Annotated in this window: 25 protein-coding genes; 8 read left to right on the forward strand and 17 right to left on the reverse strand. The window is 32.7% G+C overall.

Annotated elements, in window-relative coordinates:
* Positions 1 to 5 precede the first annotated feature (5 nt).
* From MKY04_RS12785 to MKY04_RS12825, 9 genes are all read right to left on the reverse strand, one after another.
* Positions 6 to 818, reverse strand: a complete 813-nt coding sequence (locus MKY04_RS12785; protein ID WP_346234536.1) for a recombinase RecT — start codon at positions 816 to 818, stop codon at positions 6 to 8.
* A gap of 3 nt (positions 819 to 821) precedes the next feature.
* Positions 822 to 1,760, reverse strand: coding sequence for a lambda-exonuclease family protein (locus MKY04_RS12790; protein WP_346234537.1), 939 nt, complete (start codon positions 1,758 to 1,760; stop codon positions 822 to 824).
* 66 nt (positions 1,761 to 1,826) lie between these two features.
* On the reverse strand, positions 1,827 to 2,069 hold the full coding sequence (locus tag MKY04_RS12795; protein WP_346234538.1) for a hypothetical protein: 243 nt from the start codon (positions 2,067 to 2,069) through the stop codon (positions 1,827 to 1,829).
* Between the two features lie 280 nt (positions 2,070 to 2,349).
* A complete protein-coding gene (locus tag MKY04_RS12800) occupies positions 2,350 to 2,634 on the reverse strand; it encodes a hypothetical protein (protein WP_346234539.1) in 285 nt (94 codons plus the stop codon).
* Positions 2,635 to 2,897: 263 nt separating this feature from the next.
* Positions 2,898 to 3,149, reverse strand: a complete 252-nt coding sequence (locus MKY04_RS12805) for a hypothetical protein (RefSeq protein WP_346234540.1) — start codon at positions 3,147 to 3,149, stop codon at positions 2,898 to 2,900.
* Entirely contained in the window at positions 3,140 to 3,427 is a 288-nt protein-coding gene (locus MKY04_RS12810; RefSeq protein ID WP_346234541.1) for a helix-turn-helix transcriptional regulator, read from the reverse strand. The genes MKY04_RS12805 and MKY04_RS12810 overlap by 10 nt, the downstream gene beginning before the upstream one ends.
* Before the next feature lie 180 nt (positions 3,428 to 3,607).
* Complete coding sequence (locus tag MKY04_RS12815) at positions 3,608 to 3,841, reverse strand: hypothetical protein (protein WP_346234542.1); 234 nt, start codon at positions 3,839 to 3,841, stop codon at positions 3,608 to 3,610.
* A 48-nt stretch (positions 3,842 to 3,889) separates the two neighbouring features.
* Positions 3,890 to 4,648: a phage antirepressor gene (locus tag MKY04_RS12820; protein WP_346234543.1), complete on the reverse strand. Its 759-nt coding sequence runs from the start codon at positions 4,646 to 4,648 to the stop codon at positions 3,890 to 3,892.
* A gap of 11 nt (positions 4,649 to 4,659) precedes the next feature.
* Positions 4,660 to 4,878 (reverse strand): helix-turn-helix transcriptional regulator, encoded by a 219-nt coding sequence (locus MKY04_RS12825; protein WP_346234544.1) that lies wholly within the window; start codon positions 4,876 to 4,878, stop codon positions 4,660 to 4,662.
* Positions 4,879 to 5,032: 154 nt separating this feature from the next.
* Here MKY04_RS12825 and MKY04_RS12830 point away from each other — a divergent pair, with 154 nt between their 5' ends.
* From MKY04_RS12830 to MKY04_RS12850, 5 genes are all read left to right on the forward strand, one after another.
* Positions 5,033 to 5,401, forward strand: a complete 369-nt coding sequence (locus MKY04_RS12830; RefSeq protein ID WP_346234545.1) for a helix-turn-helix transcriptional regulator — start codon at positions 5,033 to 5,035, stop codon at positions 5,399 to 5,401.
* Positions 5,402 to 5,496: 95 nt separating this feature from the next.
* On the forward strand, positions 5,497 to 7,164 hold the full coding sequence (locus tag MKY04_RS12835) for an AAA family ATPase (protein ID WP_346234546.1): 1,668 nt from the start codon (positions 5,497 to 5,499) through the stop codon (positions 7,162 to 7,164).
* Between the two features lie 51 nt (positions 7,165 to 7,215).
* The gene (locus MKY04_RS12840; protein ID WP_346234547.1) at positions 7,216 to 8,067 is read left to right on the forward strand and encodes a DNA adenine methylase; all 852 of its coding nucleotides are present in this window, start codon (positions 7,216 to 7,218) and stop codon (positions 8,065 to 8,067) included.
* Between the two features lie 84 nt (positions 8,068 to 8,151).
* A complete protein-coding gene (locus tag MKY04_RS12845; protein WP_346234548.1) occupies positions 8,152 to 8,640 on the forward strand; it encodes an ImmA/IrrE family metallo-endopeptidase in 489 nt (162 codons plus the stop codon).
* Positions 8,641 to 8,723: 83 nt separating this feature from the next.
* The gene (locus MKY04_RS12850) at positions 8,724 to 9,935 is read left to right on the forward strand and encodes a tyrosine-type recombinase/integrase (protein ID WP_346234549.1); all 1,212 of its coding nucleotides are present in this window, start codon (positions 8,724 to 8,726) and stop codon (positions 9,933 to 9,935) included.
* 73 nt (positions 9,936 to 10,008) lie between these two features.
* On the opposite strand, the gene MKY04_RS12855 is transcribed toward MKY04_RS12850, so the two are convergent.
* From MKY04_RS12855 to comGA, 7 genes are read right to left on the reverse strand one after another with little or no spacing between them, the layout of a single operon-like run.
* The gene (locus tag MKY04_RS12855) at positions 10,009 to 10,152 is read right to left on the reverse strand and encodes a hypothetical protein (protein WP_346234550.1); all 144 of its coding nucleotides are present in this window, start codon (positions 10,150 to 10,152) and stop codon (positions 10,009 to 10,011) included.
* The gene (comGF, locus tag MKY04_RS12860) at positions 10,130 to 10,591 is read right to left on the reverse strand and encodes a competence type IV pilus minor pilin ComGF (RefSeq protein WP_346234551.1); all 462 of its coding nucleotides are present in this window, start codon (positions 10,589 to 10,591) and stop codon (positions 10,130 to 10,132) included. Before comGF ends, MKY04_RS12855 begins: the two co-directional genes overlap by 23 nt.
* Complete coding sequence (locus MKY04_RS12865) at positions 10,564 to 10,875, reverse strand: hypothetical protein (protein WP_126295621.1); 312 nt, start codon at positions 10,873 to 10,875, stop codon at positions 10,564 to 10,566. The genes comGF and MKY04_RS12865 overlap by 28 nt, the downstream gene beginning before the upstream one ends.
* Complete coding sequence (locus MKY04_RS12870; RefSeq protein ID WP_246020444.1) at positions 10,868 to 11,311, reverse strand: prepilin-type N-terminal cleavage/methylation domain-containing protein; 444 nt, start codon at positions 11,309 to 11,311, stop codon at positions 10,868 to 10,870. Before MKY04_RS12870 ends, MKY04_RS12865 begins: the two co-directional genes overlap by 8 nt.
* A gap of 52 nt (positions 11,312 to 11,363) precedes the next feature.
* Positions 11,364 to 11,678: a competence type IV pilus major pilin ComGC gene (gene comGC, locus MKY04_RS12875; RefSeq protein WP_126295619.1), complete on the reverse strand. Its 315-nt coding sequence runs from the start codon at positions 11,676 to 11,678 to the stop codon at positions 11,364 to 11,366.
* Positions 11,679 to 11,683: 5 nt separating this feature from the next.
* Complete coding sequence (gene comGB, locus MKY04_RS12880) at positions 11,684 to 12,751, reverse strand: competence type IV pilus assembly protein ComGB (RefSeq protein ID WP_281274633.1); 1,068 nt, start codon at positions 12,749 to 12,751, stop codon at positions 11,684 to 11,686.
* The gene (comGA, locus tag MKY04_RS12885) at positions 12,732 to 13,745 is read right to left on the reverse strand and encodes a competence type IV pilus ATPase ComGA (protein ID WP_126295617.1); all 1,014 of its coding nucleotides are present in this window, start codon (positions 13,743 to 13,745) and stop codon (positions 12,732 to 12,734) included. The genes comGB and comGA overlap by 20 nt, the downstream gene beginning before the upstream one ends.
* A gap of 300 nt (positions 13,746 to 14,045) precedes the next feature.
* Between comGA and MKY04_RS12890 the strand changes: the two genes are divergently transcribed.
* Together MKY04_RS12890 and MKY04_RS12895 are read left to right on the forward strand one after the other, a co-directional pair.
* Complete coding sequence (locus MKY04_RS12890; RefSeq protein WP_126295616.1) at positions 14,046 to 14,747, forward strand: helix-turn-helix transcriptional regulator; 702 nt, start codon at positions 14,046 to 14,048, stop codon at positions 14,745 to 14,747.
* 124 nt (positions 14,748 to 14,871) lie between these two features.
* Positions 14,872 to 15,114, forward strand: coding sequence for a DUF2626 family protein (locus MKY04_RS12895; RefSeq protein WP_126295615.1), 243 nt, complete (start codon positions 14,872 to 14,874; stop codon positions 15,112 to 15,114).
* Between the two features lie 120 nt (positions 15,115 to 15,234).
* Here MKY04_RS12895 and MKY04_RS12900 read toward each other — a convergent pair whose 3' ends face one another.
* Positions 15,235 to 15,882 carry an MBL fold metallo-hydrolase gene (locus tag MKY04_RS12900; RefSeq protein ID WP_400194672.1) on the reverse strand — a complete coding sequence of 216 codons (648 nt, stop codon included), beginning with the start codon at positions 15,880 to 15,882 and terminating at the stop codon, positions 15,235 to 15,237.
* Between the two features lie 163 nt (positions 15,883 to 16,045).
* On the opposite strand from MKY04_RS12900, the gene MKY04_RS12905 reads away from it, so the two are divergent.
* The gene (locus MKY04_RS12905) at positions 16,046 to 16,225 is read left to right on the forward strand and encodes a DUF2759 domain-containing protein (RefSeq protein WP_126295613.1); all 180 of its coding nucleotides are present in this window, start codon (positions 16,046 to 16,048) and stop codon (positions 16,223 to 16,225) included.
* Positions 16,226 to 16,264 lie beyond the last annotated feature (39 nt).

Genomic DNA, 16,264 nt, shown 5'->3' on the forward strand with positions numbered 1-16,264 from the left:
CTTACCTAAACTAATTCACCCTGCGTTTCTTCTTTTTGTTCTTGCCCTTCTTCAATAATCGAGTAGTCTGTAACATCAATAACAGTGCTCATATCTTCTGCAATTTCTGTTTTAATCGTTTCGTCTGCTTCTACTACCTTTTGAAGTTCTATAGATTTTGGAGCATATTTAAGTACTTCTTTCAGTACTGTCTTTTTAGCCATCGCGTCATAATTTGTTTTCCAAGGGCTAGTCCAACCTTTTTGGACTGCTTGAGAGAATTTATGAGCATGTTGTTCAATTCGTTCTCTTGTCCAGTAAACAAAGTCGTAGCCGCCATTTTTTAAGTGATATACAGCGTAATAACCAATTGGCTCTCCAGTAGGATTATTAGAAGGGACATGAATCAAGTCTTTGTGTAATCCATAGGCATATCTAAATTCGTCTTCTTCATAAACCTCATGAGCATAAATAGCTTTATATTGACCACTACGAACCGCTAAGTCGATTAATCCTTTATAACCGAGTTGGAACTGTACTTGCTTTCCGTATGGGATTAAATAAGCTTGCCCGAGCCCTGTATTCGGTTCTACACCTAATTGTGCAGATTGCATTAGTGCAGCAATAAAGCTCATTTGATCACATTCAAGTAATTTTGGATTTTGTCGAACTGATGTAAGTGCGATGCGAGCGATACGGTCTGCATCCATGTGTTTTGGTAATGCACGTTGTATTTCTGGACCCATACGTTTTAAAAGTCCGTTTAATGATGCTTCTGGGGACACCTGTTTTTGCAATTGGTTTTGTGCTTTTGCTTTTAATTCAGTTGTAGTTGCCATATATTAAGCCTCCAATTTAGTAATATTTAGTCTTCTAGATGTTGATGGTTTTACGAATTTCTCATATACTTCAGGAACTTCCGATTTTAATTTCTTGCTATCAACACGATTAGAAACTATCGTTTTAAATGTGACTTTGTGACGTACAGAATGCCCTTCTGTTGCATTTTTGAGTTTGAGTTTTAATTTATTCTCATACTCTTTCTTCTGCTCTTCTAACACACTTATTTCTTGTTTGATAGATTCAAGTGCATCAAGTAAAATATCATCTTCCTTTGATAGCATTACTGCTGTTCCGTCATCCTCTGGATACATTTTTTTCAGTAATTCTGTAGTAGCTTCTGAACCATCTATTGGTGGTGCTTCATTTTTTAAAACATGATAAGTCCAGAAATCCCTTTCTCTTTCAATAAGTATTGAAATAAACTCATCATCTCGTTGGATTTCCTTCCAAACGAATTTATTGCCTCCTACTAGAACTGCTATATATGCTTTTTGATAGCCAGTAACCGCTAAATAATGATGTACTTGGCATAAGTAACTAGCCGGGATGTCCTCACCATCCCATTCACCTTTTACATATTCAGAAGCTGTTTTACATTCCAAAAGCGCCTTTTCACCGACAACTACTCGATCTAAATTGGCAAACATAAAGCTATGTTCTGGATGAACTAGCATTTTGTTCATTCTACGAACTTTTTTGCCTGTTCTTTTTGCAAATTCTTGAGCAACAAAATCTTCTAAAGCATTTCCGAAATAAACAGCTTCATTGTCAACTTCTTCGGAGTATTGACCTGTTTTTTCTAGAAACACTTGATAAGCACTCTTATACTTATTGAAGCCCATAATCGCCCCAGCATCGGAACCGCCAATACCTTTTCGACGTTCCTCTAACCAATCCTCACGCTCCATATCTAGAGTCGATATTTTAGCTAGTACCATTCCCTTACCTCCTGTGTTATAATTTCCGTAAATAATTGTTTTCTGAGCCACTGTTGCAGCAGTGGTTTATTTTTTTACCTTGTATTCAGCTTTCAAGTAATCTTCGAAGTACCTTGGTAGATTTTCGATGTGGATCACATGTTCACCGAATACGTAATATTCATCGTTTGATACAATGACTTGTCCGAAAACATCATAGTTAGGATTTTCGATGTTGTTATTGTCGGATGTATCAATTACGACAAGTTTCGGAACCTTACAACGTTCGATTCGACCAAGAACAAATGGATTCTCTACTTGAAAATTCACTTTAATTTCCTCCTTTCCGATAGGTCAGGTACAACGCCGAACACTATTAGCATTGCCGTTGCACCATTCTTCCCACCAATCTATCTACAATACTGTCTTCGCAACTGGGGCTACGCTGTAACTGTCGCTCGCTCAAAGAGGTCTTGGCGTACTGTGCTCGGTATTATAGATAGATTGCTAGTCCCATCAAGCAGCCTATAAACTTAACTTTCTATGGCTAACCGACCAATGAAATGTTTATAAACTGCTGGATAGGAGCGAGACTTGCTCGCAACCCAATTTAATATTCTTTTGCTGTTTTTAAATGCTCGTCTATACCGAATAATTTAAAGTTTTCGTTTATAGTAGGAATTACGACTTGTTTCTTTGCATGCCCCACTACCTCAACAGGTATTGGCATTACACCAGTATTTGAGTAATAATGTTTCCTTTTGTTTATTTCTTCTTCTGTGTAAATACCAGCTGTTTGAATATCCGTTGTATAACCACTATTATTTGGTCCCCACCAAGTATATTGATCTTTTTGTTTCGACCATTTAAGTGATAGAAGATAATATTTTTGCATTCTTATTCTCCTTATTTCACGATTTATGGTATAATCGTGTTAATAGATTGATTTACATTTGCTGTTTAATCGTTGGCGCGATTAAGCAGTTTTTTATTTGATTACCAGAACCACCATTAAGAACCCGAATAATAATGCTCCGTAAAACCAAACGTAATCTGACCAGTGTGCATCTCCTCCGAAAAAATAATGATTTATACGTTTCATCTACTCACCACTTTCGAATTGAAATAAGTCGTTCCTTGAGTGATAACTTGCTCCATTTAAACTTTTTCCGCAAAACGCTTCACCACCCCACATATAACACCTTGTTTAGCTAGTCTCTTCGCTGTTATGTAAAAATTCCTTTGTTGTTCTAGCTTTTGGATTGTTGCTATTGAATTTTGTAAGTCTCGACCAAGTTGTGCAGCTTCCTCTAGACGATTTTCTTGCGTATGCATGCCAATCATCTTGATTAGATCATCAATACACGATTTTTCTCGCTGAATTTCGTTATTTAATTTTGTTAAATCCATAAAACAAATCCTCCAATATACATAGGTACTGCCTGCATTAGTTGCATTGCATTGTTTATTACATCCGTTCCAAACATCATCGATGCTGCGTGTATTTCCGAATTTGTTACACGTATCCAGTTCATAAATGTTCCGATATCGATAATGTGTCTTCCACTTTCCATTTTGCTAACAGTGGATTGCGTCATATTTAGCTCATACGCAATATCCTCTTGCGTCATTTTCGCTTTCTTTCGGAAAAACTTGAGCATCTTGTGATACTCCTGTGTTATTTGCATTTTCCTCACCCCTTCCACTTCCAAATATTCCGAATTGGAATATATTCTTTTGGTGAATACCAAGTTAACTTGGTTGAGATTAATATAGAGATACAGACGTAATTGTTACCTCTTTTTGAAATGAATGGTACTTGCCCTTGTCGATTGCCCTCGACTATGCACCTGCCCGTGCTATCTTATTTAACTTGTCCATTCATTTAATACGATTTCTCGAATAGCTTCTCGAGTTTCTTTCGCAAGCCATATTCGCTTGCCTCGTTCTTTTCCACGTCTTTGCCAACGTAATACTCGTGGATCGTGTAAAAAATATTGTTTTAACATATCCTCTTTAAATTTAGTGATTCGGATGAGGTCCTCTAATTCGTAAAAGAGGACATCATCTTGTTCATTAACCTCAGTCTTTTTAACCCCCACTTTTATTTGCCCTCCTAATTCAAAGGCTGTTTGCCCAACAGCCTCCCTCTATATTGCTTTTTGCTGTGCTAAAAATTTATTAATAAAATACAATTGCCCTCGTCCAGTAACTTTAGGTGTTTTCATAATTTGAACTCCGTTAGAACGATTGATTGTAGATTCCTTAATTTCGAAGAGACCTAATTCCATTGATCGCTGAGTTGGTGAGTTATAATCTGAACCAGGCTTTTTGATTAAATAACCATTATTTCTTAACCATTCGAATAATCTTTTCTCTCCGATTGGTACACCGTTTTGACTTATTAATTTTGCTAATTCTCGAATTAAAATTGATGAATTACTTGCACTTACCGAATCTGCAAATAAAACTTTTGGTTTTTGTTCTTCAATAATTAGTTCTGCTGCCCTACGTTTTTCTTGCTCTTCTTTTAAATTTGTAGCGAGCTGAATAATTGTGTCTGGATTTAATAGAACTTTTTCGATTGTATCTGGTGTCATATATGCACCATGTTTTCGGATAGAAGGTAAAACCTCCTGCTTAATCCACTTTTTAAAGAGTTTTGCACTCGGTTTCCTACTAGCGAAAATTAATTCATACAAACCTGATTCATTTACTATATTTGTTTCACCTTGACGCCCTAAGTTGAACTTAGACCGTTCATCATTTTCTAATCGACCTACTGCCATTGTTGGATTCGATAGTTCTAAAACTTTACAAACATCTGTTGCGACAAACCAAGGTTCCTTATTAACTTCTACAACCCGGATATCATTACTCTCAAAGTTGAAGATTTGCAATTGATTCATTCTAGTTCCTCCTATGCGGTTTTTTGTGCATTTTTTACACAAATTTTAGTAAAAAAAATAGTCCAATCTACATCTAATACTTCACTTATTTTTTGTGCAACTTTAACGCTTGGACGTAGACCATTTTCTATTTTAGAGTAATAGGAACGTTCAATACCAATTTTTTTTGCTACTTCTTGTTGAGAATAACCTAAGAGAACTCTACGTTCTTTTAGAATTTTACCAAACACTTAATCACCACCTTGTGCATTTATTACACATAGTATATAGTGCATTATTTGCACAGTCAAGTAAATTTGTGTATTTTTTTCACAAAATATTTAATGTGCAAGAATTTCACTTATAATATACATAATTAAGTTTAGTATGAAAGGTTGTGAATAGATGCAATACGGTGACAAGTTAAGAAATTTAAGAGAAAAACTCGGTCTTTCTCAAAAAGAGTTAACTGACCGATTGAATATAAATAGATCAACATATGCGAGATACGAAACGTCATCTACTCAACCTGATTTTGATACATTAAAAAAACTTGCCGATTTTTTTGAAGTTTCAACAGATTACATATTAGGACGGGAAAATAAATTATCACATAAATCTCAATCTGAAAAAGAAGAAGCTGAATTCCAAGCATTTATCAACGATCCAGAACTTGAGATGTGGTACAAAGAACTTCCAAAATCAGATGAAGAAGAATTAAGGAAATTAAGGACTATTTGGGAAATGATTAAGAATGATAAAAAAACACCGTAATTCACCCCTATGTTTATACATGATAATTATCGTTTCTTAAAAATTTGAAATGTATACATTTTACATGTTTAAGTAATTAAGGTGGAGGTATAGTAATGGTTATAGTCGAGGAAGTAGAAATTAAGCATCTATCAAAAAAAGCATTGGGTATTTCTTCTAATAAAGATGTAGCAATAAAAAAGATAAAAAATATTGAAATTGAAAACTTTAGGTCTTTAAAGGATCGTAAATTTGAATTGGGTGATTATATCACTGTAGTGAGTGGTAAAAACGGTACAATGAAATCTACATTAATGGGGTTAATAGCTCATCCTTTTGATTCCATTGGTAAAAGTGAGGACCCTTTTGGAAATAAATTGAAAACTGATTTCAGTGATGTATTTAATTTTTCGGTAAAATACGACATAGAAAAATATAAGTATTATATTTCATTACAACTGAGTGATGATAGGATCTTAAGAGAACCAGTAAATCTATACTATAATAAAAGTGATAGTCGCTTTAGATTAGTTCCAAGTGGAAGAAATAAAGGGGATGGTAATTTTCCGCTTAACACATCTTTTATAAATTTAAAAAGATTATTTCCTATGGTTGATACAAATTCTAAACCTATAAATTCTATCACATATTCTAATGCTGAATTAACTTTTATTGCCGATTTTTACTCTAAGTTATTGCAAAAACAGTCATTCAGCTCAGTTGAAGCAATAGCTGATACTTCTATTAAATCTACACTTGGCCCTGCAAATTCATATTATGATTATGAATCAATCTCATCTGGTGAGGATAACCTTGGCCATATTATAAATAAGTTATTGGGTTTTATGAGAAATTTAACTAGTAGTAATAACTTGTCAAATGGAATACTTTGTATAGATGAATTTGAAGCTAGCTTACATCCTGTTGTACAAGTAAGATTGTTTAACTTTTTATTAAATTGGGCAAGAAAATATAACGTTCAAATTATATTATCTACTCATTCTCTATACTTAATCTCACATATTTTAACTCTACAAAATGAAATTAATAACAATGATATTGTTATTAATATGATTAGCACTGCATACGTTGAGAATAACAATTTTAATATTATAAAAAATCCATCTTATGAGTTTGCATATAAAGAATTAACATTAAAAAATTATTCAAATACATCAGAAGAAGAAATTCATCGTATTGATGTTATATGTGAAGATGATATTGCTAAAGATTTTATTGATAAAATCTTAAAAAGTAGAGACATCAAGAAGTACATAAACTACATAACAAACCTTTCAGATGGCATGAAAGGTAATTCATACTCGGCATTAGCAAGTCTTTGTATTAATGGTCCTAAGTTACTTGAAAATTGTATAGTAGTTTTTGATGCGGATGTACCTCAAGAAAAATTAGATAAAATTAAACAATTTGATTACTATATAAAATTACCAGACCCTGATAACTTACCAATAGAGAAAAGAATTGTTAAATTTATTTTAGATCTTCCAGGGAATCATAACTTTTTCAGGGAGTTCAATGAAGAAAAAGATAAATTCCTTAGTGATTTTACTGACTATGATATTCAGTTAAATCAAACTGATTATAAGAAATGTTCTGTTACTCCATATAAGAACTGGGCAGAATCCGATATCAAACAATTTAAAAAATTTATCACATTCTATATTAGAAATAATGAAGAATTATTAGCAGATTTTAAATCAAATTTCATTAAACTATTAAACAATAGATTAAAATCTAAGTCTCTACCACCAATTGTGGATTAATATATGGCCAAATTTTATATCTTTTGATATTCTTAAATTTGAGGTGATAGAATGGCCAACTTGTCTCCCCTTCGCTATCCAGGAGGTAAAGATAAAACTTATCGATATGTTCAATATTTAGTACAAGAATACAATATTTCAACTTACATCGAACCCTTTGCTGGTGGAGCAGCAGTTGCCTTAAGACTCCTTTTTAATGGTGATGTAAAACGTATAATAATAAATGATTATGACAGAAGTATTTATGCACTCTGGAATACTATTTTGCTTAATTCGGAAGAATTAGTTCGTTTAATAAAACTAACAGACATAACGATGGAAGAATGGTATAAGCAAAAAGAGGTTCAAAAAAATAAAAACTCAACAGATGAACTTTCACTAGCATTTTCAACTCTATTTTTGAATCGTACTAATCGTTCAGGAATTATAAAAGCAGGAGTTATCGGTGGAAAAGAACAAACGGGAAATTACAAACTTGATTGCCGTTTTAATAAAACAGAAATTATTCAACGCATTAGAGATATTGCATCGAGAGCTAACCAAATAGAGGTCTATAATATGGATGCTAAAGATTTTATTAACAAAGTTATTAAAACAACTAAAAAGTCTTTAACATTTTTTGACCCACCATATTATAGTAAAGGACCAGATTTATATACTAATTTTTATACCCATGAAGATCATGTCGAATTAGCCAAAACTATTCAAAGACAAATGAATAATCGCTATTGGATATTAACATATGATATAGCTGAAGCTATTGAGAAACTATATAGTAAATACAATCCGCATAAATATTATCTTAACTATTCAATAGCTAAACCAACGCAAGGACAAGAGTTTATCTTTTATTCTAAAAAAATTGAACCTGGACCAATTGAATTGTTCTTAAATGTCATTTAAACCCCACTACCAAATAGTGGGGTTTTGTTTTATACTAAAATAGAACATACGTTCCTATCGTTTTAGTGAATTGGAGATGGTTATATGCGTTACACAAATCATATGGAAGATTTTATTAAAGAAATGTATACGAGAATAAATATTTTGGTGCCTGAACAGCTTCAGATTTCTATTATCGCAAAAAGTCTCAGAGTAAATGTTTTATATTGGAACGAAGGAAGTCGCGCCCTTTTTTTAAGGGGGAATCCGTACATATTTTTAAATAACCGTTTAACCAAGCAACAACAATGGCAAGATTTTTGTCATGAATTAGCTCACGTTTTAATGCATTGCGGTCATCAAAACCGATTACCTCCCCTATTTATTGAGTATCAAGAATTGAAAGCAAACAGCTTTATGTATCATGCGTGTATTCCAACTTTCATGTTAAACGAATTAGCTATTAATGATTATTTTTATTCAACAGTTTTAAGAGTTTCAAAACTATTTCAGGTTGAGTATGAGATTGCTTTAAAAAGGTTAACACAATATATGCAAAATAAACGTTTTATTCAATATTCGCATGGAAAATAGCTGCAACATTTGAGAAATTTAAATGTAAGGGGCTTTTTTAACACACTAAAACAGAATGAACATTCGAAAATTTAAAGGGGGTGATGCATAACGATTGCCGAAAATTAGCACCTGCCCGTGCGAAAGGGGTAATCGAAATGGCAAGACAAAAATTAATAAAAACTAAAAAGGATTGCATATACGAATATAAAGAGTCGGATGGCACTACTAAATACGCATATCGATATAAATATTACGATAAACTTCAAAAACGACGTGAAAAAACGAAGCAAGGTTTTGCTACAATCGCTGAAGCTGAACGTGCTTTAATTGAAGTTAAAGCTGATATTTTAGATGGTAATGAGAGTTTTGTTGAATCAGATAATTATACAGTGGAGAATTGGGCTGAAATATGGATTTCTGTAAATAAAAATCAATGGCGTCCTGGTACTTTGGATTTATATGAGAGACGATTCAAAAAACACATTAACCCTCTTATTGGTAAACGAAAGCTAAATAAATTAACCAACATGGTATTACAACAAGAGTTGGTGAATCCCCTATTTAAAAAGGGCTTATCTCGACAAACTGTAAAGGATATAACACGTACAGTCATATCAGCTTTGAACAGTGCTGTGGAAGAACGTATTCTAAAAGAAAATCTAATTACTAAGCTTGATTACGGTAAAGCTCCATCTAAAAAATCAGATAACTATTATAACCAACAAGAGCTGAACGAATTTTTAAAGTTGGCTTATAAACATGATTCAACTACTTATTATACGATTTTCCTAACTCTAGCCTTTTCAGGAATACGTAAAGGAGAATTAGCAGGATTACGCTGGGGCGATATAGACTTCAATCAAAACACGCTTACCATTGAGAGATCGAGGGTAAATAAAAAAGTTGGTCCACCAAAAAGTGATAATGGATATCGAACAATTAAGGTTAATGATAAATTAATTGAACAACTAAAAAAATATAAAGCTTGGTGTATTAAGAAAAAATGGTCAATCGGAAAAACACTTGAAAAAAACGATTATGTATTTATCGATAGATTTTATGGTAATCCAATCAGTGAAACTTATATAAATGATGCATTAGACAGTGTATTAGAAAATAGCGACTTACGAGATATAACTCCACACGGTTTACGTCATACTTATGCATCCATATTAATTGCGAACAAAGTTCCAGTTGTTACTGTAGCTAAGTTGATTGGAGATCATCCGATGACTGTGAGTAATGTATATGCACATTCTTTGCAGGAAACTGAAGAAGAGACAGTTGAGTTATTCGACAAAATTTTGCTTTAAAATTAAGTTTTGGGGTACAAATTGGGGTACACTCGAATTTGTACCCTCTTAAACTATTGATATAACTAGTAGTTTAGAATTTTACCAACGAATTATATGTTTTTATTTGAGCTTCAAACGAAATAACATAATAGGTAATAAAAATGGTAGTTAAAAAGAGCAGCATTATTGCAACCGCAAACGTTGCACCTTCTTCATTCTTTATATAGTTCAACAAAAAAAGTTCTCTCCTTTTTTAAACCATTTTGGAATTCAACTTTAATGGTAAGAAAACTCTCATTTAGTTCGAACTTAGCATCCTTTATTCCTATAATCATGGCGATGTATCCTTTATTGTTTGTTTGAAGTCTAATAATATCACCATAACGATCTAATTGTCTTCTATCAGTGGAATTAATCTGCTTTATCTCGACTTCATCCATTCTTTTTGAAACTGTTATTTCTTCAATATTAAGAAAGTATTTTTGAACATCTTGAACGAACAATTCCCAAGCCACGTGCTCATTAGAAAGTAGTGAATTGTTCATTTGGCTAATCCAGAAATATATTAGGATTAAATAATGACTGAATAATACAAACACCGCAACTTGAAAAAGGGCTTCCATCAATGTATAGCCCTGTGAATTTTTTAAACTTCTCCTTGTTGATTGATACATTTCTTCCTTTCTCCGCTTAAGTTTTTAAATTCAATACAAATTTTCCTTCCGTCGTAAAACCAATAATATTCGACATCATCAATAACATTGACGCCACTTGTCTTGTAATCATTATGAATTATTTTTGCCGCTTCATATGCAGTTTCTGAAGCGTGAAGCTCCAGCTTTTTATTGTATAATAAACTTTTCATATTATGACTAAGTGGAATTAGCAATCCTGCTATTATAAACAAAATAGAGATTGAAAGCAAAGTTTCAACAAATGAAATACCTTTACTATTCATTGAGTCTTAATCTACCTTTCTGCATATTGACAATTAACCGTTTTTCTCCAAATGGGGTATTAAATAATACAGTTCCGAATTTCCCGATTTCTCCCGAAGGATAAAATTCGATTTTCTTTAAATTGCTATATATATTTAATTCAATTCCTTTCGGAAAACTTTTCTCCAAAATACTATTTCCACCTAACTCGTAATATGCTTTATACGTATTGGTGTCTATAAATACAAAAGTAATAGTTCTATCCTCCTCAATAGCAAGCGCCTGGACTCTTTGTAAATCTAACATTACTTGGTTAAAAAATTGTTCGACAACACGCTTCTCAGTTAATTTAATCGTAAATTGAAACACAATCGAACTGATTGTCACTACGATAAAAAGCACTATCAACATTTCTATCAGTGTATAGCCATTATTATTTTTCAAAATTCCTTTCATCACGCTGTATTACATCCTACTCGCTTATTGCTTATCCTTATTTCCGTCATTGTTATTTGACACTCACACTTCCATCACTTTGAATGACTATCTCATCACCATTGGGGCATGATGTTTTGTCATCATTTAAATATTCATTGTCGACTAAATCCTGAATAGTAGGCGTTGTTTTAAAGTCGATTTTATAGGCTTCCACTTGTCCTTGTACCATCTGAACAAGTGCGGAACAACCTTTTTCATTTATAGACTCAAAATGTCTTGTCACATTCGGAATCGTTATTAAAATAAGCACGGATATGATTAGAAGGACAATTAGCATCTCTATTAATGTAAATCCATCCTCATTACTTGCTTTCAAAAACTTCACCTCTTTTAAATAATTTCGATTAACTCATACATTGGCAGCAAAATACTTAAATAAGCCACCGCAATACATATACCAATAATTAAAAAAAATAGTGGTTGTACAAATGCAATAGCAGTTTTAATAATGGATTGAAGTTTCTCATCTAACAGTTCACAATAAATAAGCAGTTCCCGTCCAAGATAACCACTCTTTTCTCCATGTTTTATAAAGTCTTCAAATTTTGGAAAGAACACAGCCATAATCGACACCGTATTTGAAAGGGAGTCTCCATACTTCACATTTTTTTCAATGACTGTTGTAACGTATGAAAGTGTTTTGTTCAATTGTTGTTCTTGAATAACAGCTAAGGCTTGTTGAAGTGAAAAGCCTGCAACAAGAAGTCCTCCAAGAACGCTAGAAAAATGTCTCGTAAGTTGTAATTTATAAAAATAACTTATTATAGGAATTTTTAATAGAATGTTTATTTGTTTTTGTGTTCTTTGCATTTTTATATAAACGGAGAAAATAATTGAAATGGAAACAGCGATTCCTGCAATGATAAAAAGAAAATCCGGCAAATGAAGAAAAATTATCGATACATTTATACTAGATGAATTTTCATTTGTATTTGAAGTTATTATTTCTGTAATATTAGGAAGGAAGTACTTACGGAAGGCAATAAATACACTTGTCAAAATGACTATTAAAAGCAGTGGATAAGCTAATAAATTGATTAGTTTTTTCCGCATCCTTTCATTAAACTCCATTTGCATTGCAGCATTTTTTAGTGCCAATGCCATTTCTCCATTCTCTTCTGCGATTTTAATTGGCATTAAATATTGGTTAGGCACTGCTAGACTTTGCAAAATATCTACTACATTGGCACCTTCCCGTAGATTTTCCTGAATTTTGCCACGCCAAAATTCCACTTTTTCCACATGGTAGGGCAGCAACATATTAATGGAATCCGAAAATGTATAGCCTTCTTCTAACAAAGAACTCATTCTATTAAAAAGGGAAGGAATTTGTTTGACTTTCCCATTACCCTTTCGAAATCGAATGGCTTTTTTCAACTCAAAAGGTAGTTGAAACATGTTTCTCATTCACCTCTATACGATTCATTTGATGGGACAATGTTTCAAAGCTTGGCAGTACATATTCCTCTCCTTGAATAGTGGCAGCTATCGCTTCTTCCAAATAAGTATCGCTTAATATTTCAAATAATGCTTTTCTCTCTTCTGTATTGCCTACCTGTATTAAACATTGAGCAACAATTCCAAGAAGTGCTTGTCTCATCTCTTCAATCGAGACACCAAGATCCATTAATCGGAATAAGCAATTAACCGTGTCCTTTGCATGAACAGTTGATAACACAAGATGACCAGTTAAGGCTGCTTGGACTGCAATGTTCGCTGTTTCTTGATCCCTTATTTCGCCAATCATAATAACATCTGGCGAATGTCTTAAAATTGCTTTTAAACCGACAGCGTATGTTACCCCTGCCCTTTCATTCACCTGAATTTGCAATAAATGTGATTGATTACTTTCTACAGGATCTTCTAAAGAAATAACATGACGAGCAAGTGTTTTACTGCAATAATGAACGAGTGAATATAGACTTGTCGTTTTTCCAGATCCTGTAGCACCACAAAATAACAGGAGGCCTTGCTTGTTGGATACTAATCCAATTAACTTTTCAGAGAACTTTGGATAATAGCAAAGTGAAGAAATAGGATGACGAGAGTTTTGAAGCATGAGGCGAATGACAAGACTTTCTCTTCTAAAAACAGATGGCAGTGTGGATACACGGAAAGCAAATAATCTTTTTAGAAATTCCCTCTGAAAGGACCCGCTTTGAGGCTTTCTTTTTTCGCTGATATCAAGAGAAGATAAAAACTTAAAGTAAGATATCATTCTTTCTCCTAATTCAAATGGGATATTTCCAGCAGGAAACAGCTTTCCATATTTTCGAAAATAAATTGCATAGTTATCGTTTGTTGGTAATAGATGGAGGTCAGATGCACCGAAATGCAATGCTTTTAATAAAAGTTGTATACTTTTATTTTCTACTACCGATTCAATGTCCATAAAAAACACCTCTTCTCTGTAGTAATATTAGTGACCGCAAATTAATTAAACACAGTATATAATGCCTTTTTAAAAAGGAAAACCCCTTTTCCCAACATTTTTATTTGGAGGCATTTTTCCCTTTAATATTTAAAATTCCCCATCAAATTTGCAGAAAATAGCTTTTTATGAATCGAAAAATAAAATTTCCATATTAGTTTAAAAACTAAAAGTAGTTTTTTTCATTTCTACTATCATTTCAAAGCTAGAATAGCTAAAATATAAATAAAGTACCAAAATATAACATAAGAGGTGATTTTAATGCTTCATCCGTTAAAAGTTACGAGTACATTAGCAGATGAAACGAGATATCAGATATACGAATATATGCTGCAACAAAAAAAGCCTTTCACTGTTCAGGATATCGCTGATCAATTTAACATTCATCCAAATGTTGCTAGATTACACTTAACTAAGCTGTCAGAAATTAATATTATTTCCGCTGATTTTGTGAAATCTGGTAAAGGCGGCCGCCCAGGTAGAGTTTATAAAGCTTCTGAGCAAGGTGTTGTTTTAAGCTTTCCAAAACGAGAAGATCATAAATTATTAAAATGGACTTTACAACTGATCGAACAACTTGGTCCAAGCGCAATAGAAACTGTAAAAAAAATTAGCTATGACGATGGATATGAGCAAATGAAAAATTTACTTGCTAGAGAACAAAAAGTAAATTATTTAATGGACTTCGAAGAAAAACTTGCGATACTATCTTCATCAGCATCGATGATTGGATATATCCCTCAAATCGAAAATACAAATAACGGAAAGAAGATTCTATTTACAATTTATAATTGTCCGTTTAAAAATCAAATATCTACAAATAATGAAATTGTCTGCTCGCTACATGAATCTTATTTAAGAGGCCAAATCGACGCACTATTTCAACAAAATGATTTCATCCAATTCGAAAGCATGATTCATGATTGTGACCTTTGTAAGTACGAAATTAATATATTAAAATAAATGTATAATAATTTCCACTTGATTGTCACAAACAAAATTGAAGTAGCAGTTTACATTATTGTTCAAAATCATTTATAATAAAAGTTGAGATTATTGTATCGCGTGGTAAAAGGAGGGATTCTTCATGAGTAACATGTATAAAGTTATGGCATTCTGGACAGGTATTTTTGCCGTTATGTTCTATCTAGGTGATATGTACGAGGTTTCGCTATTATTTGTAGGTAATACTGTATTATTCTTATTATTAGGCTTTTTAAACCTAACAGAACGCATGTACATGTACATTTTCGGAGCTTATTTAACTATATTCTTCGCTGGATTTACGTATTATACTACTTTTATCCATGTACCTGGTGCAGGTCATTAATAAACGACATCGACTGGCATATTCAGTCGATGTTTTTTATTTTCTCAAAACACACACTTTTAACGTAATTTCTTAGTAAAAAAGCATGCTCGAAAATGAGCATGCCCTCTTACTTACTAATTAAAAACCGTTTAAAAACGGATTACTATCCATTTCTGCTCCAGGAGTAGTATAAGAACCGTGACCCGGGTAAATAATAAACTCTTCTGGTAAAATTAAAAGCTTTTCATGGATAGACTTTAGTAAAACTTCCATTGAACCTCCAAGCAAATCTGTTCGTCCGATACTTTGTTCAAATAATGTATCCCCTACAATTGCAAATCCATCCTCCTCAAAAATATAAGAAATACTGCCAGGAGAATGTCCAGGAGTAAATACAACTTGAAAAGCAAATCCATTAAGCTCAAATTTTTGTTCACTTCTAATTACATGTTCTTCATCCGGTTTGGTTACAATATAATTTGGAAGCTCTGCATATCTTCCTGAACCATTTTTCATCGGGTCGCCTAACCAATCTACTTCTTTTTCGTGAATATATAAAGGAATATTGAATATTTCCCTTAGTTCATCAACGGCACCAATATGATCAAAATGTGCATGAGTTAAGAAAATTGCAATTGGCTTTAAATTGTTGGAACGGATTACTTTAATTATTTTTGACGCCTCTTCACCTGGATCAAAAATAAGACAATCTTTTTGTTTATTACTTACAATATAGCAGTTAGTTTGTACTGGTCCTAAGCTAAAAACTTTTACATTCAACACCATTATCACCTCTTGAATATTATACATGCATTAGAAGAAAAGTACATTCTACGTTCAAACAATGTCCATTATTTCTTCTCGACAAACTGTTGAAGGTGCTTTACAATAAAGAAGGAATATTGTTTTGCGACATTCATTTTCTGATGTCGAAAGGAGTGTCTTATTAATGAACTTATTAATGGTTATTTTCGCTTTAGTGGCAATTTTTGCAGTAGTGAACATATTCCAAGCAATTAAAGAAAAGAACATTCTTTCTTTAGTATTTAGTCTTGCTACTGCTGCTATTTTTGGTTGGTTCGTAGTCATGACAGTTTTAAATCAAGGCTATCCACCAAAATTACACTAATTTTATTGAAAAAACGAGGTATCAATATGGTATCTCGTT

The sequence above is a fragment of the Lysinibacillus telephonicus genome (genome assembly GCF_039654155.1).
Classification (GTDB): Bacteria; Bacillota; Bacilli; order Bacillales_A; family Planococcaceae; genus Ureibacillus; species Ureibacillus telephonicus.

Excerpts from the sequence above, each read along its gene's own strand:
- MKY04_RS12785 (WP_346234536.1), bottom strand. The coding sequence starts at position 818 with ATGGCAACTACAACTGAATTAAAAGCAAAAGCACAAAACCAATTGCAA.
- MKY04_RS12790 (WP_346234537.1), bottom strand. The coding sequence starts at position 1,760 with ATGGTACTAGCTAAAATATCGACTCTAGATATGGAGCGTGAGGATTGG.
- MKY04_RS12800 (WP_346234539.1), bottom strand. The coding sequence starts at position 2,634 with ATGCAAAAATATTATCTTCTATCACTTAAATGGTCGAAACAAAAAGAT.
- MKY04_RS12805 (WP_346234540.1), bottom strand. The coding sequence starts at position 3,149 with ATGGATTTAACAAAATTAAATAACGAAATTCAGCGAGAAAAATCGTGT.
- MKY04_RS12810 (WP_346234541.1), bottom strand. The coding sequence starts at position 3,427 with ATGCAAATAACACAGGAGTATCACAAGATGCTCAAGTTTTTCCGAAAG.
- MKY04_RS12820 (WP_346234543.1), bottom strand. The coding sequence starts at position 4,648 with ATGAATCAATTGCAAATCTTCAACTTTGAGAGTAATGATATCCGGGTT.
- MKY04_RS12830 (WP_346234545.1), top strand. The coding sequence starts at position 5,033 with ATGCAATACGGTGACAAGTTAAGAAATTTAAGAGAAAAACTCGGTCTT.
- MKY04_RS12835 (WP_346234546.1), top strand. The coding sequence starts at position 5,497 with ATGGTTATAGTCGAGGAAGTAGAAATTAAGCATCTATCAAAAAAAGCA.
- MKY04_RS12840 (WP_346234547.1), top strand. The coding sequence starts at position 7,216 with ATGGCCAACTTGTCTCCCCTTCGCTATCCAGGAGGTAAAGATAAAACT.
- MKY04_RS12845 (WP_346234548.1), top strand. The coding sequence starts at position 8,152 with ATGCGTTACACAAATCATATGGAAGATTTTATTAAAGAAATGTATACG.
- MKY04_RS12850 (WP_346234549.1), top strand. The coding sequence starts at position 8,724 with ATGCATAACGATTGCCGAAAATTAGCACCTGCCCGTGCGAAAGGGGTA.
- comGF (WP_346234551.1), bottom strand. The coding sequence starts at position 10,591 with ATGTATCAATCAACAAGGAGAAGTTTAAAAAATTCACAGGGCTATACA.
- MKY04_RS12865 (WP_126295621.1), bottom strand. The coding sequence starts at position 10,875 with ATGAATAGTAAAGGTATTTCATTTGTTGAAACTTTGCTTTCAATCTCT.
- MKY04_RS12870 (WP_246020444.1), bottom strand. The coding sequence starts at position 11,311 with ATGAAAGGAATTTTGAAAAATAATAATGGCTATACACTGATAGAAATG.
- comGB (WP_281274633.1), bottom strand. The coding sequence starts at position 12,751 with ATGTTTCAACTACCTTTTGAGTTGAAAAAAGCCATTCGATTTCGAAAG.
- comGA (WP_126295617.1), bottom strand. The coding sequence starts at position 13,745 with ATGGACATTGAATCGGTAGTAGAAAATAAAAGTATACAACTTTTATTA.
- MKY04_RS12890 (WP_126295616.1), top strand. The coding sequence starts at position 14,046 with ATGCTTCATCCGTTAAAAGTTACGAGTACATTAGCAGATGAAACGAGA.
- MKY04_RS12895 (WP_126295615.1), top strand. The coding sequence starts at position 14,872 with ATGAGTAACATGTATAAAGTTATGGCATTCTGGACAGGTATTTTTGCC.
- MKY04_RS12900 (WP_400194672.1), bottom strand. The coding sequence starts at position 15,882 with ATGGTGTTGAATGTAAAAGTTTTTAGCTTAGGACCAGTACAAACTAAC.
- MKY04_RS12905 (WP_126295613.1), top strand. The coding sequence starts at position 16,046 with ATGAACTTATTAATGGTTATTTTCGCTTTAGTGGCAATTTTTGCAGTA.